Origin of the sequence: Mycolicibacterium komossense (genome assembly GCF_025822605.1) — a bacterium.
GTDB classification, from domain to species: Bacteria; Actinomycetota; Actinomycetes; order Mycobacteriales; family Mycobacteriaceae; genus Mycobacterium; species Mycobacterium komossense.
In genome coordinates this window covers 132,731-149,001 of sequence record NZ_JACKTY010000030.1, presented here as the reverse complement: position 1 = coordinate 149,001, position 16,271 = coordinate 132,731, and the positions used below count along the sequence as shown (strand labels likewise).

Annotated in this window: 16 protein-coding genes; 10 read left to right on the top strand and 6 right to left on the bottom strand. The window is 66.6% G+C overall.

Annotation, left to right across the window (positions count from 1 at the left end):
• Position 1: 1 nt before the first annotated feature.
• Genes H7J73_RS17115 through H7J73_RS17105 form a run of 3 tightly spaced genes read right to left on the bottom strand, consistent with a single transcriptional unit; the run spans position 2 to position 2,584 of the window.
• Entirely contained in the window at positions 2-1,018 is a 1,017-nt protein-coding gene (locus H7J73_RS17115; protein WP_264068705.1) for an NAD(P)/FAD-dependent oxidoreductase, read from the bottom strand.
• Entirely contained in the window at positions 1,015-1,530 is a 516-nt protein-coding gene (locus H7J73_RS17110) for an isoprenylcysteine carboxyl methyltransferase family protein (RefSeq protein ID WP_264068704.1), read from the bottom strand. Before H7J73_RS17110 ends, H7J73_RS17115 begins: the two co-directional genes overlap by 4 nt.
• Positions 1,531-1,534: 4 nt before the next feature.
• Positions 1,535-2,584 carry a type III polyketide synthase gene (locus tag H7J73_RS17105; RefSeq protein WP_264068703.1) on the bottom strand — a complete coding sequence of 350 codons (1,050 nt, stop codon included), beginning with the start codon at positions 2,582-2,584 and terminating at the stop codon, positions 1,535-1,537.
• Positions 2,585-2,737: 153 nt separating this feature from the next.
• On the opposite strand from H7J73_RS17105, the gene H7J73_RS17100 reads away from it, so the two are divergent.
• The 5 genes from H7J73_RS17100 to H7J73_RS17080 all read left to right on the top strand — a co-directional run bounded on the left by H7J73_RS17100 (position 2,738) and on the right by H7J73_RS17080 (position 6,541).
• Complete coding sequence (locus tag H7J73_RS17100) at positions 2,738-3,529, top strand: SDR family oxidoreductase (protein ID WP_264068702.1); 792 nt, start codon at positions 2,738-2,740, stop codon at positions 3,527-3,529.
• 65 nt (positions 3,530-3,594) lie between these two features.
• A complete protein-coding gene (locus H7J73_RS17095) occupies positions 3,595-3,885 on the top strand; it encodes a hypothetical protein (protein ID WP_264068701.1) in 291 nt (96 codons plus the stop codon).
• 44 nt (positions 3,886-3,929) lie between these two features.
• Entirely contained in the window at positions 3,930-4,181 is a 252-nt protein-coding gene (locus tag H7J73_RS17090) for a hypothetical protein (RefSeq protein WP_264068700.1), read from the top strand.
• A gap of 74 nt (positions 4,182-4,255) precedes the next feature.
• Complete coding sequence (locus H7J73_RS17085; RefSeq protein WP_264068699.1) at positions 4,256-5,482, top strand: Nramp family divalent metal transporter; 1,227 nt, start codon at positions 4,256-4,258, stop codon at positions 5,480-5,482.
• Complete coding sequence (locus H7J73_RS17080; protein WP_264068698.1) at positions 5,483-6,541, top strand: poly-gamma-glutamate hydrolase family protein; 1,059 nt, start codon at positions 5,483-5,485, stop codon at positions 6,539-6,541.
• A gap of 7 nt (positions 6,542-6,548) precedes the next feature.
• Here H7J73_RS17080 and H7J73_RS17075 read toward each other — a convergent pair whose 3' ends face one another.
• Positions 6,549-7,886 carry a H(+)/Cl(-) exchange transporter ClcA gene (locus tag H7J73_RS17075; protein ID WP_264068697.1) on the bottom strand — a complete coding sequence of 446 codons (1,338 nt, stop codon included), beginning with the start codon at positions 7,884-7,886 and terminating at the stop codon, positions 6,549-6,551.
• 118 nt (positions 7,887-8,004) lie between these two features.
• Here H7J73_RS17075 and H7J73_RS17070 point away from each other — a divergent pair, with 118 nt between their 5' ends.
• Positions 8,005-8,991, top strand: coding sequence for a bile salt hydrolase (locus H7J73_RS17070; RefSeq protein WP_264068695.1), 987 nt, complete (start codon positions 8,005-8,007; stop codon positions 8,989-8,991).
• Between the two features lie 6 nt (positions 8,992-8,997).
• Here the strand turns inward: H7J73_RS17070 and H7J73_RS17065 are convergent, their stop codons facing one another.
• Both H7J73_RS17065 and H7J73_RS17060 read right to left on the bottom strand, forming a co-directional pair.
• Entirely contained in the window at positions 8,998-10,362 is a 1,365-nt protein-coding gene (locus H7J73_RS17065) for an APC family permease (protein WP_264068694.1), read from the bottom strand.
• 10 nt (positions 10,363-10,372) lie between these two features.
• The gene (locus H7J73_RS17060) at positions 10,373-11,989 is read right to left on the bottom strand and encodes an amidohydrolase (RefSeq protein ID WP_264068693.1); all 1,617 of its coding nucleotides are present in this window, start codon (positions 11,987-11,989) and stop codon (positions 10,373-10,375) included.
• A 96-nt stretch (positions 11,990-12,085) separates the two neighbouring features.
• Here H7J73_RS17060 and H7J73_RS17055 point away from each other — a divergent pair, with 96 nt between their 5' ends.
• From H7J73_RS17055 to H7J73_RS17040, 4 genes are read left to right on the top strand one after another with little or no spacing between them, the layout of a single operon-like run.
• On the top strand, positions 12,086-13,402 hold the full coding sequence (locus H7J73_RS17055) for an NAD(P)/FAD-dependent oxidoreductase (RefSeq protein ID WP_264068692.1): 1,317 nt from the start codon (positions 12,086-12,088) through the stop codon (positions 13,400-13,402).
• On the top strand, positions 13,399-14,184 hold the full coding sequence (locus H7J73_RS17050) for a DUF1365 domain-containing protein (protein WP_264068691.1): 786 nt from the start codon (positions 13,399-13,401) through the stop codon (positions 14,182-14,184). Before H7J73_RS17055 ends, H7J73_RS17050 begins: the two co-directional genes overlap by 4 nt.
• Complete coding sequence (locus H7J73_RS17045) at positions 14,181-15,455, top strand: class I SAM-dependent methyltransferase (protein WP_264068690.1); 1,275 nt, start codon at positions 14,181-14,183, stop codon at positions 15,453-15,455. Before H7J73_RS17050 ends, H7J73_RS17045 begins: the two co-directional genes overlap by 4 nt.
• Complete coding sequence (locus tag H7J73_RS17040; protein ID WP_264068689.1) at positions 15,452-16,243, top strand: DUF1295 domain-containing protein; 792 nt, start codon at positions 15,452-15,454, stop codon at positions 16,241-16,243. Before H7J73_RS17045 ends, H7J73_RS17040 begins: the two co-directional genes overlap by 4 nt.
• The last annotated feature ends 28 nt before the right edge of the window (positions 16,244-16,271 follow it).

Here is a 16,271-nt window from a genome sequence, read left to right as displayed (position 1 = left end):
CTCAGCCGGCCAAGACGTTCACCGCGCGACCGAACACCGCAGGCACCGCCGCCGCGGCGGGAACGATGACGCGTCGTCCCATCCGTGAGGCCGTGCCCAACACCAGGCCGCGGGTCAGCAGACGGTACGGCCGGGTGATCCGGCGCCACTGCCGCTCGTAGGTCTCCGGTCGGTCGTCGACGATGGCCGCCACGGCGGCCCGCGCCTGCTTGACGGCCAGGCTCACCCCCTCTCCGGTCAGGGCATCCTCGTACCCGGCAGCGTCACCGACCAACAGAACCCGGCCGGCCGTCCGGCGAGCGACCACCTGCCGCAACGGTCCGCAGCCGCGCTCGGCACCGGGATCGGTACCTCTGAGATGCGTTGCCAGCCAGGGAAACCAGTTCACGTCCGGCCGCTGCGTACTGAGAATCGCGATGCCGACCAGATCCGGCTCCACGGGTGTCACGTACGCCTCCCCATATGGCGACCAGTGCACCTCCACCAGTTCCGACCATGCCGGTACCGCGTAATGCCTGCGCACACCGAAGCGACGCGGCACACCGGCGGTCACACCGATCCCAACGGCGCGACGCACTGCCGAGTGCAGACCGTCAGCCCCGATCAGGTAGCGGGCGCGCACCCCGGCCGCGGTGACCCCGCCGGCATCCTGGACGACCGAAATCACCTTCGCCGAGATCCATTCGGTATCCGCCTCTTTGGCCCGGGCCGCCAGCGCCGCGTGCAGTGTCGTTCGCCGAACCCCACGTCCCGGCCCCTGCCGAAACCGCGCCTCGACCCGACGTCGCTCCGCCACGTAGGCAATGCCACGCAACGGCATCCCGGTAGGGTCCACGCCCAGATCACTCAGTTCGGCCAGCCCGCCGGGCATCAGCCCTTCCCCGCACGCCTTGTCGATCGGTGAGTCTCTCGGATCGACAACGATCACCGAAAGCCCGTGCGCGCGTGCGTGCAAGGCGGCGGCCAGGCCGCCGGGGCCTCCCCCGACCACCACCAGATCCGCGTCGTAACCGGTCATCGGCGCGTCGATACGGCGTAACCCAATGCGACGTTCTCGACCCGGATGCGTACGGTCAGCAGCAGCGCATTCGCCACTGTGAAACACAGTGCGGTCAGCCATGCGGTGTGCACCAACGGCAGGGCGATACCCTCGGCCACGACGGCGACATAGTTCGGGTGGTGCAGCCACCGGTACGGTCCCCGCTGCACCAGCGGAGCGTCCGGCACCACGATCACCAACGTGTTCCACCGCTTGCCGAGCGTGGCGATACACCACCAGCGCAATACCTGCGCCAGCACGGCGATCACCAGCATCGGCCAGCCCAGCCACGGGACGAACGGCCGGTGCAGCGCCCACACCTCGACGACGCAGCCCACCAGAAGGGCGGTGTGAATGACGACCATCACCGGATAGTGGCGACGACCGAACTCCTTGCCGCCGTCGGCAAATGCCAGTCGCGCGTTGCGTTTGGAGAGCGCCAGTTCGACCAGCCGCTCGACGCCGACGGCCAGGATCAACAGGTAGTACACGCCACTACCAGCGCAGCAGGACAAGTTCGGAGCAGAAGCCCGGCCCCATCGCCATCATCATGCCGAGCGACCCCGGGTCAGGCGGCTCGGCCAGGTTGGCCCGCAGTACGTCGAGCACCGACGCCGAGGAGAGGTTCCCGTTGTCCCGCAGTGATTCCCGCGTGCGATCAAGCGCAGAGTCAGGCAGCTCCAGCACATTCTCGACGGCCTCGATCACCTTCGGGCCGCCGGGGTGACACACCCAGGTGCCGATATCGTCGGCGGTCAGGCCGAACTCGGCGAGGAACAGCCGGACATCCTCGCCGAGGTACTTCTCGGCAACGGTCGGCACGTCGGCGGACAGCACGATCCGGAAGCCGTCGGTGCCGATATCCCAGCCCATCACGTTCTCGGTATCGGGATAAAGCCGACTGCGGCTGGCCAGTATGCGCGGGCCCTGCACCATGCGATGCGCGCCCCGGGCGATGACGGCCGCGCCGCCGTCGCCAAAGAGGCTGCTGGCCACCAGGTTTGCCACCGAATGGTCGTTCTGCTGGATGGTCAGCGAACACAGCTCGACGGCCAGCAGCACGGCCGTCTCGTCGGGGTATGCGCGCAGGTAGTCGTTCATCCTCGCCACCCCGGCCGCACCGGCCACACAGCCGAGGCCGAACATCGGCACCCGCTTGATGTCGGGCCGCAGTCCGATCCGTCCGACGAGTCGCGCATCCAGCGTCGGGACAGCGAGCCCGGTGACGGTGGTCGAGAAGATGGCGTCGAGTTCGTCGGGCCTGATCTTGGCGGCATCGAGGGCCGAGCGCAGTGCCCGCTCCCCGATGTCGAGCGCGACCTCGAGGTAGGCCTCGTTGGCCTCGGTGAAACCACTGAGCTTGGTGTACCGCTCCAACGGCAACGCCAGATGTCGATAATCCACCCCGCTGGCGGCGGCAAAGCGGAAGAACTCGGGTCCGGCGAAACTGGCCAGCGCAGCGATGACTTCATCCTGTGAATGCCGGTGCGATGGAAACTCAACGGCCGCAGCGGCGATGGCAGGCGCAGCCTGCGTGTCGATCATCGGCTCAGGCTAAGTGTTTGGACGCTCATATAGATCACTACGGTCTTCGCCCCACCTGGGTTCAACCATCGCCGAAGTGCAAAACTAGAACATGTTCTACCAACGTTTGCAAATGGCCCACCTGGGCAGAAGCGGCTTGTTAACGTTCGCCCGGTGATACTCGACAGATTCAGACTCGACGACCAAGTAGCCATCGTCACAGGAGCGGGCCGTGGACTCGGTGCGGCGATGGCCCTCGCGTTCGCCGAAGCAGGCGCCGATGTCGTCATCGCCTCGCGGACCCAATCCGAACTCGACACCGTGGCCGCCCAGATCCGCGACACCGGCCGGCGGGCGCACATCGTCGTCGGCGACCTGGCGCACCCCGAGTCCACGGCCGAACTCGCCGCCGCCGCCGTCTCGGCGTTCGGCAAGCTCGACATCGTCGTCAACAACGTCGGAGGGACGATGCCGAATGCGCTGCTCAGCACCTCCACCAAGGATTTCCGGGACGCGTTCACGTTCAACGTGATGACGGCCCACGCTCTGGTCTCGGCTGCCGTCCCGCTCATGCTCGAGCATTCCGGCGGCGGCAGCATCATCAACATCACCTCGACGATGGGGCGCCTGGCCGGCCGCGGGTTCGCCGCCTACGGCACCGCCAAGGCAGCGCTGGCGCACTACACGCGACTCGCCGCACTCGATCTGAGTCCGCGGATCCGGATCAACGCCATCGCGCCAGGCTCGATTCTCACCTCCGCGCTCGACGTGGTGGCCTCCAACGAGGCGTTGCGCTCCCCGATGGAACAGGCCACCCCGCTGCGACGGCTCGGCGATCCGCTCGATATCGCAGCTGCAGCAGTTTATTTGGCCTCACCCGCGGGCAGTTACCTGACGGGCAAGACGCTGGAGGTGGACGGCGGCATCACCACTCCGAATCTCGACCTGCCCATCCCCGACCTCTGACAGGGCCCCGGCTGGGGGATACGCTGCCCGCTAACTGACAAGCCATGCGTTGGAAGGATCCGGCAATGAAGGCAACGAAGACGCTGCGCCACCTCACCCCGCTGGTCGTAGCGACCGGAGCCGCGGCGATCCTGATGGCGCCCATCGCGTCGGCAGACGAGACGGCCGCACCTGCACCGGCGCCCAGCCTTCCCACCTGCACCAACGTCGGCGGCGACCAGTTCGCCGGTCCCAGCACCACCGAATGCGCGACACCGGGCAATGTGCAGCTGAACTCGTCCCCGCCGCTCGAGAACCAGAACTTCCTGTACCCCTGGAATGACGACATCTTCGGACCGGCTTTGGTCATCGGTTAGGCCACTATCGGAGGTAGACTGCGCTCCAGCGATCGGAGCAGGTCATGGGTAAGAAATTCGGTTTTACCGCATCCGCGATGGTGTCAGCGGTCCTCGGCTTTACCCTTCTCGGGACCCTTCTTGTCGCACCCGTGGCGGTCGCGCTCCCTCAGTGCATCACCACCGCACCGAACACCACTCAGTGCACCACCGGCGGCAGCAACCAGATCGTCACGTCACCGCCGCTGATCTCGTCGAACAATTACGGCTGGCCCGTCTTCGGCGGGTTGGGGCCGAACATCGTCATCGGTCGCTGACTGCCCGCGCGCGCTCCATAGTTTTCGGTTAACCTAACTTTCTGATTCGTACAGCCGGATAGAAAGCGGTTTCGTTGACGCAGAACACGCAGGTGCCGCTGCGCCCCGTCGTCTACCTGTTGGGCCCGGCGTTCGTCGCATCGATCGCCTATGTGGACCCCGGCAACGTCGCCGCCAATGTCAGTGCGGGTGCCCAGTACGGTTTCCTGCTGCTGTGGGTGATCGTCGTGGCCAACGTGATGGCCGGACTGGTCCAGTACCTCTCGGCGAAACTCGGCCTGGTCACCGGCCGGACTCTGCCGGAGGCGGTGGGTGACAACACCAGGAAGCCGACCAGGATCGCCTACTGGCTGCAGGCCGAATTGGTCGCGATGGCAACCGATCTCGCCGAAGTGGTGGGTGGAGCGATTGCGCTGCACCTGCTGTTCGGATTGCCGCTGCTGGTCGGCGGCATCATCACCGGCGTGGTGTCGATACTGCTGCTGCTGATCCAGGATCGTCGCGGCCAGGGGATGTTCGAGCGGGTCATCACCGGACTGTTGCTCGTCGTCGCCATCGGCTTCCTCGCCAGCCTGTTCGTCGAGACGCCCGATCCGCGTCAGGTGGCCGCCGGTCTCATCCCGCGTTTCGACGGGTCGGAAAGCGTGCTGCTGGCCACCGCCATGCTTGGCGCCACAGTGATGCCGCATGCGGTGTACCTGCACTCCGGGCTGGCCAGGGACCGGCACGGGCATCCCGATGCCGGCCCGCGCCGGCGCGGCCTCCTGCGGGCCACCCGGGTGGATGTCACGCTGGCGATGGTGGTTGCGGGCGCAGTGAATCTGTCGATGCTGCTGGTGGCCGCCGTCAACTTGCAGGGCCGAGACGACACCGACTCGATCGAGGGCGCATTCGGCGCAGTCCGCGACACCCTCGGGCCGACGATCGCGCTGTTCTTCGCGATCGGCCTCCTGGCCTCGGGGCTGGCCTCGACTTCCGTCGGCGCTTACGCCGGCGCGATGATCATGCACGGCCTGTTGCGGGTGTCGGTACCGATCCTGGTGCGCCGCGTGGTCACCCTCATCCCGGCGCTGGTGGTGCTCGGCGTGGGTTTCGACCCGAGCCGCGCGTTGGTGTTGTCCCAGGTCGTCCTGTCATTCGGCATTCCTTTCGCACTGATCCCATTGATTCGGCTGACCAGCGACACCGCCCTGATGGGCGCGGACGCCAACCACCGCGTGACCTCGGTGTTGGGCTGGCTGGTCGCGGCAGTGATTACGCTGCTGAACGTGGTGCTGATCTATCTGACCGTGTCGGGCTGAGTGCGCACAGACCGCCACACCTACTTCGCGTACGGGTCCAACCTGAGCGTGCAGCAGATGGCGGCACGGTGCCCCGAGGCCGCCAATCCCCGCCGAGCCACCCTGGCCGACCATGACTGGCTGATCAACCAGCGCGGCGTGGCCACCATCGAACCATTGCCCGGGGCTGAAGTTCACGGTGTGGTGTGGCACCTGTCCGACCACGATCTGGCCAGCCTGGACAGCGCCGAAGGCGTGCCGGTGCGGTATCGCCGCGACCGGTTGACCGTGCGCACCGACGACGGCCCCTCGGATGCCTGGGTGTACATCGACCACCGAGTCGACCCCGGCCCGCCGCGGCCCGGCTACCTCGAGCGCATCATCGACGGCGCGCACCAGCACGACCTGCCGACCCGGTGGATCGAATTCCTGCGACGCTGGGATCCCGCCCACTGGCCGCGACCGGTGGAGTCCTCCACATTGGCTGGGCCGCAATCACTTTCGGAGCTACTCGCCGAGCCCGGGGTGGTCGAGTCGAGCACGTTGAGGTCCCGGTTCGGGTTCATGGCGATCCACGGCGGCGGCCTGGAACAGATGACCGATGTGATCGCCGAACGCGCCGCCGACGCCGCGGGGGCCTCGGTGTACGTGGTCAGGCACCCGGACCACTATGGACACCATCTGCCGTCGGCGCGGTACCTGGGCGCGGAATCGGCAAGGCTCGCGGCATTTCTCGAACACGTCGAGGTGGCGGTGTCGCTGCACGGCTACGGTCGGCTGGGCCGCAGTACGCAACTGCTGGCCGGCGGCGCCAACCGGGCACTGGCGCAGCACCTCGCCCAGACCCTCGAGCTGCCGGGTTATCAGGTCATCACCGACCTCGATGCTATCCCGCGCGAACTGCGCGGCCTGCACCCCGACAACCCCGTCAACCGAGTGCGCGGCGGCGGCGCTCAGCTCGAACTGTCACCGCGGGTGCGTGGGATCAGCCCGCGCAGCCCGATGGCAGGCGACGACGGGCTGTCCCGGGCGACATCGATTTTGGTGCATGGGCTGATCGCCGCCGCCCGCACCTGGTAGCGCAGGGCTATCCGCCGCTGGGCTCGGGTTCAGGTTCGGGTTCGGCGGGCATCCGCTCCCGGAGACTGTCGTAGATCGGCGGCGACCTCAGCAGTTCGGCCGCCAGCACCGCAGCGGCGCTGGCCGCGAGCATCGGCACGATCACCGAGGTCGTGGCCGTCATCTCGACGACGAGGACAATTCCGGTCACCGGCGCGCGGACCGTCGCCGCGAAGAACGCCCCCATCCCCACGATCGCCATCGGTACTGCCAGGGACGCCGTTTCCCCGGGCCACACGGCGCCGAAGCCGCCGACGAACAGCAGTCCCCACAGTGCGCCCACCGCGAGAAGTGGAGCGAACAAACCGCCGGGCACAGCAGCGGCGTACGACAGCGGCCCCGCCACAAACCGCAACGCCAGGAATCCGATCACCACGGGCAGGATCATCGTGTTCCCACTCAGGATCGACTGCGTCAACGAGTCGCCCCCGCCCACCGCGAGGGGATGGATGAACATCACCAGCCCGATCAGTGCGCCGATGACGGCCGCCTTGACCTCCGCGGGAACCCGCGACACCAGCTTCACGTGATCGACGAATCCCAGTACCAGCCGGTTGTACAGGACGCCAAGACATCCCGTCACCAGCCCGAATACCACGAAGAGTGGAAGCCACCCCAGATTCGGCGAAACCACTGCTTGCACCAGGAAATCTGGATGGTCTCCGATGATGATCCGCGAACAACCCACTGCCGTGGCAGCCGCGAAGGCGGTGGCGAGCACCGTCTTCAGCCGGAACGACTTCGTCACCTCCTCGAGGGTGAACAGTGCCCCGCCGATGGGTGCGTTGAAGGCCACCGCCAGGCCCGCACCCCCAACGGCGGTCTGCAACATCCGCACGGTGCTGTCGGAGAACCGGGCAACGTGCGCGACTGCGGCACCGAGCGCCGCACCCATGTGCACCGTTGGTCCTTCACGACCGAGGACGAGGCCCGATCCGATGCCCAGCACGCCGCCCACGAACTTGGCGGGAAGCAGCCGCAGCAACGGGGGCGCGGCGTCGCCCCGATAGACCGCCTCGACGTGCTGGATTCCGCTGCCCGCCGCCAACGGCATCCACCGCACCACCGCCGCGGCAAGTGTCGCGCCCAGGGCGGTGGCAGCCATCGGGACCAACCAACCCGGACCGGGCAGGCGATGCGCCCAGTCGGACAGGTCCACGCGCAACACGTCGGCGTATTGAAGGCACCAGCGGAAGGCGCCCCCGACAAAGCCGATGAACACGCCCGCGATGGCGGCGGCGACGCAGACGAACACCAAGTCTCCCCCGCCGTCGGGCAGCGGTTCATAATCGCGTTTCGACGCCATCAGTTCAACCTCGATCCTCGGATGGCCACAGCTGACTTCACGCTCGAGATGGTGTCACGGCTCTTCCACTGATGGCTGCCGAGCGGTTACGATCCGCCGTCACACCGAAAGGGCAATTATGTGCACACGAGTGATCAGGTCAAGCCCGGGCGAAGCCGTGATCGTTGGTCGCAACATGGATTACCACTGCGATACGGGGACGAATCTCTGGGTTCTGCCTCGCGGGCTGGACCGCGTTGACGGTGTCGGCGGTTCGCTGCACTGGACAGCCAAGTACGGCAGCCTCATTGCCGGCGCATACGACCTCATTTCGGTTGACGGCGTCAACGAAGCTGGTCTGGCAGGTCACATCCTGTGGCTGACGGAATCGGACTACGGCACCTATGACACCTCGAAACCCGCGCTGAGCATGGCGATTTGGCTGCAGTACTTTCTCGACAACTTCGCGACCGTCGCCGAGGCCGCCGCCTGGGTCGAGAAGACAAAAGTACAGGTGGTTCCCCTCGCGGATCCGGGGACGGGGACCGTACCGGCAGTGCATCTGGCCCTGGACGACGCGACGGGCGACTCGGCGATCATCGAATACGTCGACGGCGAACCCACCGTCTGGCATGACCGGAGTTACACGGTCATGACCAACTCGCCGACTTACGACAAACAGCTCGAACTACTCAAACAGTTCGAGGGGTTCGGCGGTACCGACACTCTGCCCGGTACGACATTGGCCTCCGACAGGTTCGCGCGCGCCCGCTATTACAGCGCTCGGCTGCCGAAATCCGACGGTCCGGTCGCGGCAGTGGCCGGAATGCTCAGCGTCATCCGCAATGCAGCCCAGCCGTTCCGCATCCCAGATCCCGGTAAACCCGAAGTGTCACAGACGATTTGGCAAACCGTCGCGGACCTGACCAACAAGCGGTACGTGTACTCCTCGACCACCAATCCCAACACCATCTGGGTCGATCTCGACGAGGTCGACTTCGGCGGATCCGCGCGCAAACTCGACCTGGCGAGTGACACCGGACTCGAAGGGGACCTCGTCGGGAACGTGACAGATAAGTTCGTGGCCTGCGCACCGATGCAGTTCCTGACCCTTACGCGGAAGTAGCGACGGCTACTCCTCCAGAGCGAGGACGGGCGTCGGACGCTGGAAGCCCCGGGTGACACCCAGTAGCCACAGGAATCCGATTGCCAGCCAGATCAATCCGATGGTGAGCGCGGTACCGGAGAGGCTGGTCCACAGCCACAGGGTCAGCAGAAAGCCGACCACGGGCAGCACGACGTTGCTCAGCACGTTCTTCTCGCTCAGGTCGACGAAGTAGTGCTTGATCACCGACAGGTTCACCACCGAGAAGGCCACCAGCGCGCCGAAGCTCACCACCGACGCGAGGATGTCCAGCGGAATGACGACTGCCAGCAGCGAGATCACCGAGACGATCGCGATGGCCCACGTCGGGGTGCTGAACTTCACCGACACATGTCCGAACACCTTGCGCGGCAGGATGCCGTCGCGCCCCATCGCGTAGAGGATGCGGGCGACCGACGCCTGAGAGGTGATCGCCGACCCCAACGCACCCGCAACGTAGGCCGCGGTGAAGAACGCGGCCAGGAACGCACCGCCTGCGGCTTTCATCACGTCGAGGGAACCCGAGTCGACATCGGCGAAGTTGTTCGACGGGAACACCAGCTGCGAGACGAAGGACAAGATGATGAACAACACGCCGCAGATCAGCGTGGCCAGCATGATCGCCCTCGGGACGTCGCGCACCGGGTTCTTCGCCTCCTCGGAAAGCGTTGACACCGCGTCGAACCCGAGGAAGGACAGGCACAGGATGGCCGCTCCGGCCAGGATCGGAGCGAACCCGTTGGCGGTGCCGTCGCCGCGGAACGGCGCCATCAGGTCGACGCTGCCCATGCCCGACGTCGCGGAGACCGCCATGACGATGAACACCACGATGAAGACCGCCTGGATGGCGATGATCAGGAAGTTCGCACGGGCCACCGACACGATGCCGACGATGTTGAGCACCGTCACGATGCCGATGGTGACCACGACGATGAGCCACTGCGGGATCGCAGGAATTGCGGCGTTGAGGTAGATCCCGATGACGAGATAGTTGAGCATCGGCAGGAACAGGTAGTCGAGCAGCAGTGACCACCCGGCCAGGAACCCGACCGGCGCACCGAACGTTTTCTGCGTGTACGCGTAGGCGGAGCCGGCCACCGGGAAGGCGGCGGCCATCCGCGCATAGGACCGCGCAGTGAAGATCATCGCCGCCAGCGTGACGACATAAGAGACCGGCAATCGGCCGCCGGAGGTCTGGGTGACGATGCCGTACGTGGTGAACACGGTGAGCGGCACCATGTAGACGAGGCCGAACAGCACCAGCGACGGCACACCGAGTGCGCGTTTCAGATGGCCTTCGTTGCCGTGCGATTGCGTCGCAGCCGAGGACGGCTCTGCGGGGGCGGTAGACATCTCGTTCCTCTCAACTAGCGGGGTGCACCCGTGCCCCCTGAAGGAAGGTTCCTCGAACCTCGATTCTGGGCACGTCAAGTGCAGGCGTTTCACGCGGATCAGCACTGAGCCAGACCAGATCCGCGCTGGCGCCGGGGACGATCGTGCCCCACGACGGGCCCGCCTGTCCCGCGAATGCCTGTCTGGCCACTCCGTTCGTATAGGCCGTCAGCGCTCGTTCCATCGTCAGGATCTCCTCGGGCGTCCAGCCGCCCTCGGGTTCCCCCTCTGACGTGCGCCGGGACACCGCGACAGCGATACCGTCGAGCGGCGCGCCGGAGGACACCGGCCAGTCCGAGCCGAACGACAGTGCGCCGGCAGCATCGATGGTGTTCATCCGGTACTGCTTGGCCGAGCGTTCGGGCCCGAGACGCGGCACGGTCAGCACGTTCATCAGCGCATCCAGTTGCGCCCACAGCGGCTGCATGTTGGCGGTGACACCGAGCGCGGCGAACCGGTCGAGGTCGGCGTCGTCGACCAGCTGTGCGTGGGCGATCACCGGGCGGCGATCTCGCGGCCCGTTCGACGTGATCGCGTACTCGATGGCGTCCAGGGCCTGCCGGGCGGCGGCATCACCGATCGCGTGGATGTGGATCTGGAAGCCGAGTTCGTCGACCCGGCGCGCGGCCTGGGCCAGGCTGTCGCCTTCCCACACCTGCATGCCGTGGCTGTGCAGACCCGAACAGTACGGCGCCAGCAGTGCGCCCGTCTCGTTCTCCACCACCCCGTCGGCGAAAAACTTCACGGTGTTCGCGGTCAGCAGTGGCGATGCGGCGTCGAGCACCCGCTGCCGGGCATCGGCGAACGTCGCGACCTGCTCGTCGAAATAGCGGGGGTCAGCGTAGAACGCCAGGTTGAAGCGGATATCGAGCGCATCTTGGCGGGCCGCCTCGAGGTAGACCTCGACGTCCTCGGCGTTGACCCAGGCGTCCTGCACCCAGGTCACCCCGCGCGCCAGGTAGTACTGCGCCGCCGTGCGCAGGGCGCCGACCCGGACGTCCAGAGGTCGTGGTCCGGCCGCGTTCAGCGCGAGATCGACCGCACCCCATTCCCGCAGGGTGCCCAGCACAGAGCCATCCTCGCGGTGCACGATCTCGCCCAGCACGGGATCCGGGGTATCGGCGTCAATACCGCAGCGGCGCAAGGCTTCCGAGTTGCACCACACGGTGTGGTAATCCCAGGCCCGCAGAACTACCGGGCGATCCGGCACTGCCTCGTCCAGCCACCGCGCATCGAACAGGCCGCCCGGTGCGAGGCTGCCGTCGTAGGACGCGCCGGTGATCCACTCCTCGTCGGGGTGGCTCTCCGCGTAGGCGCGCACCGTTTCGACGATCTCCGCGACCGACGTGCACGGCCGCACCAGGGGGCCCACCGCCTCCAACCCGCCCGGCAGCGGATGGGCGTGGCCATCACCGAAGGACGGGAGCAGGAATCCGCCGGCCAGGTCAACCCGCTGCGTCGCATCGTCGGCGGCCCGGCGTGCCTCTGCTCCGAGCGCAGCGATCAGGCCGTCCACCACCAGGAGCGCGTCGCTGGTCGTGCCCGTTCCGGTCCAGATCGTGCCGCCGTCGAATATCGTCGTTGTCATGGGCCAACGTTAACGAGAAGGCCATCGACTCTCGCGCCGGAGGTCACCCATCCGGCGGATCACCGGCTCCGAATTCAGAGTGTGCAAGGAACACAGATGAGCGGACGGTCGATCGCCGTCGTCGGCAGCGGGGTGGCGGGTCTGACCGCCGCGCACCTGCTGTCCAACCACGACCGGGTCACGCTCTACGAGGCAGACCACCGACTTGGCGGCCACGCCCACACCCACTTCCTCGACGACGGGACCGGCAACACCGTTGGCGTCGACTCCGCATTTCTGGTTCACAACGACCGCACCTACCCCACACTGTGCCGACTGTTCGCGGAGCTGGGGGTGGCCACCCGAGATACCGACATGTCGATGTCGGTATCGGCCAGGGGTCACAAGTACGGAGACCTCGAGTACGCCGGGGCCCGCGGCATCGGCGGCCTGTTCCCGTCACCGGCCAACCTCGCCCGCCCCCGGTATCTACGGATGCTGGGCGAAGTCACCAGGTTCCACCGGGCTGCGACCCGGCTGCTGCACTCCACCGACGAAGCCGACGACGACCTCGAGACGATCGGCGCATTCGTTGCCCGGCAAGGCTTCTCGCCGTATTTCGTCGAGAACTTCCTGACCCCACTGGTCGCCGCGGTGTGGTCCTGCGCCGCCGATGCCGCCCTGAACTACCCCGCCCGCTACCTGTTCGTCTTCCTCGAGCACCACGGCATGCTCTCGGTGTTCGGCTCACCGACCTGGCGCACCGTCGTCGGCGGCTCGGCCACCTACGTCAACGCCATCGCCGAGCAGCTCCACGAAGTTCGGGCCGGGTCGGGTGTCGGAGCTGTGCAGCGGGTATCCGACGGTGTGCAGATCACCACCCTCGACGGCGGCACACAGGAGTTCGATGCCGCCGTGATCGCCACCCACCCCGATCAGGCACTGACCATGCTGACCCACCCCACCGACGCCGAACGGTCCGTGCTTTCCGCGTTGCCGTACTCGACCAACCGCGCCCAGTTGCACACCGACGAGTCGGTCCTGCCCCGGCATCAACGGGCACGGGCGTCGTGGAACTATCTGATCCCGCCCGGTCACGACCACAGCAACGACGTGCTGGTGACCTACGACGTCACCCGCCTCATGCGCCTGACGGGTCCGTTCCGATTCCTGGTCACGCTGGGTGGACACGACCGGGTCGACCCGGGGGCGGTACTGGCCGAAATGACCTACCACCATCCGCTGTACACGCCGGAATCTGTTGCCGCGCAGCGACTTCTGCCAACCCTGAACGACGACCGCATTGTCTATGCGGGCGCCTATCACGGGTGGGGATTCCATGAAGACGGCGCCGCGTCGGGTCTGCGGGCGGCGCAGCATCTCGGGGCGGACTGGCCGGTCACGCAACACGGCCGGGAGACGGTGACCGCATGAACGCACCCGCGATCTACCGCACCCGGATCACCCATCTTCGTCGCGCGCCGGTGCATCACTACTTCGAGCACAAGAGCTACAGCTGGTACGTCGACATCGACCATCTGCCCGAGCTGCCTGCATGGCTGCGGCCGTTCGCCAGATTCGAGGCACGCGATCACCTGCACCCGTGCGACTCCGGCGGCCCGGACACGCTGCGCAGCCGGGTGGACGCCTTCCTGGCCGGCCACGGCATCGAGCTACCCGGTGGCCAGATCACGGCGCTGATGCAGGCCAGAGTGCTTGGCTACGTGTTCAACCCGTTGAGCATCTTCTGGTGCCACGATGCCGAGGGCACGTTGCGGGCCGTGGTCGCCGAGGTGCACAACACCTACGGGGGCCGGCATGCCTACCTGTTACCGCCGGACGAGAGCCGCGCGGTGATGGTCACGAAAAAGCTCTATGTGTCACCGTTCAACGAGGTGGACGGCTACTACCTGGTGCGGGCCCCGCGACCGGCGGCGGACCTCGACGTGACGATCTCACTGCACCGCGAGAATCAGCCCGCGTTCGTGGCGACACTGCGCGGTAAACGACTCAAAGCCGGTTCCGCTTCGGTCGCCCGGATGCAATTCGTCGCCCCGGTCGCTCCCCTGATGGGCGCGTTGGGAATCCGCGTTCAGGGAATCACGCTCTGGCTGCGTCGCGTGCCGTTGGTGCCGCGCGAAGCTTCATGCCCATTGGCCTCCGAGCCAGCCATAGCGCAGCTGCCGGCCGAGCACGAGAAAGTGAACCTCACGTGAGCCTCGACACCACCGCAACCCAGGCCGGCACCATCGATGCCACCCGCTGGCCGGGTGTCGCCAAGGTGCCCGCCGGACCCATTGCGGCCTTGTCCGCGAAAGTGGCGACCAGCCTGCTGCATCGCGCCGCCGAGCGGCTGCCGCTGCGGCTGGCCTACCCGGACGGGTCGGTTATCGGCGCTGCCGACCCGACCCTGCCCACCTTGGTGTTGCACGACCCCGCTCGCCTGGCCCGCCGGATCGGCCACACCGGTCTGATCGGTTTCGGCGAGTCCTACATGGCCGGCGAGTGGACGTCCGACGATCTCGCGGGCGTCCTAACGGCATTCGCCACCTCCGTCGCCGATCTGGTCCCCCGCACGCTGCAGCGGATGCGCCCGATCGCGCTGGCGCGCCAGCCCCGGACCCAGCACAACAGCCGCGATCAGGCCCGCCGCAACATCGCCGAGCACTACGACCTGTCCAATGAGCTGTTCGCCGAGTTCCTCGACGAGACGATGACCTACTCCAGCGCGCTGTTCGACCAGCTGCCCGCCACTGCCCAGCAGCTCGGCGATGCCCAGCGCCGCAAGATCGACCGGCTGCTGGACTGTGCGAACGTCGGCCCGGGCAGCCGGGTACTGGAGATCGGCACCGGCTGGGGTGAGCTGTGTCTGCGGGCCGCCGAGCGCGGTGCGCACATCCGGTCGGTGACCCTCTCGACCGAGCAGCAGCGGCTCGCGACCGAACGGGTGGTGGCGGCGGGACTATCCGACCGCGTCGACATCGACCTGTGCGACTACCGCGACGTGGAAGGTCGCTACGACGCCGTCATCTCCATCGAGATGATCGAGGCGGTCGGATATGCCTTCTGGCCAACATATTTCAAGACCCTCGACACCCTGGTCACCCCGGGTGGCCGGGTGGCGATCCAGGCCATCACGATGCCGCATTCGCGGATGCTGGCCAGTCGCAACACCCATACCTGGATTCAGAAGTACATTTTCCCCGGTGGTCTGTTGCCGTCCACCGAAGCCATTCTCGGCCTCACCGAACGGCACACCTCGTTGCGGACCGTCGACATGTTCGCCCTTGGCGGGCACTACGCCGAGACCTTGAGATTGTGGCGCGAACGCTTCGTCGAGCGCCGAAACAGCTTGTCGGCGTTGGGTTTTGACGACGTCTTCCACCGGATGTGGGAACTCTATCTGGCGTATTCGGAAGCCGGCTTCCGCTCCGGGTATCTCGACGTGTACCAGTGGACCTTCGCCCCGACGGGAGGTCGCTGGTGAATCTGCTCGTGGTTTCCGCCGCCTCGCTGGCCGCCATTGTGGTGGTCTTCGCGGTGACATTCGCGATCGGCCGCCACATCGGGCGTTACAACGTCGTCGACGTGACGTGGGGCCTGGGTTTGGTCGTGGTGGCCGCGGTGGCTGCCGCCGTGGGGACCGGCGACGTGCTGCGCCGGCTGGTGCTCTTCGCCCTGGTGGCTGTGTGGGGTCTACGACTGGCCTGGCACATGCACGGCAAGTCGGCGGGCAAGGGCGAGGACCCTCGGTACGCCAACTTGCTGCACGACGATTTCTCGGTCGCGAACGTGGCGAAGAAGATCTTCGGCACGCAAGCCGTCGCCATGTGGTTCGTCTCGCTGCCGTTGCAGGTGTCCGCTGCCGGGGGCCCGACCCCGGCCGCGCTGCTGCCCGTGCTCGGAATCGGTGTCGCGATCTGGGTGCTCGGCGTCGCCTTCGAGGCCATCGGGGACCACCAACTGAAGGTGTTCAAAGCCGATCCGGCGCACAAAGGCGTCATCATGGACCGCGGATTGTGGTCCTGGACACGACACCCCAACTACTTCGGCGACGCGTGCGTGTGGTGGGGCATCTGGCTGGTTGCGCTCTACGGCTGGCCCTCGCTGGCGACGGTTCTCTCACCTGCGCTGATGACGTACTTCCTGGTATACGCGACCGGCGCCAGGCCGACCGAGAAGATCATGACCGATCGACCCGGGTTCCGCGAATACTGTTCCCGCACATCATTTTTCATACCGCGGCCACCCAAAGCACACGCAGATAGTGGATAGCGTGACCGTGAACGCCGTATCGACGGTT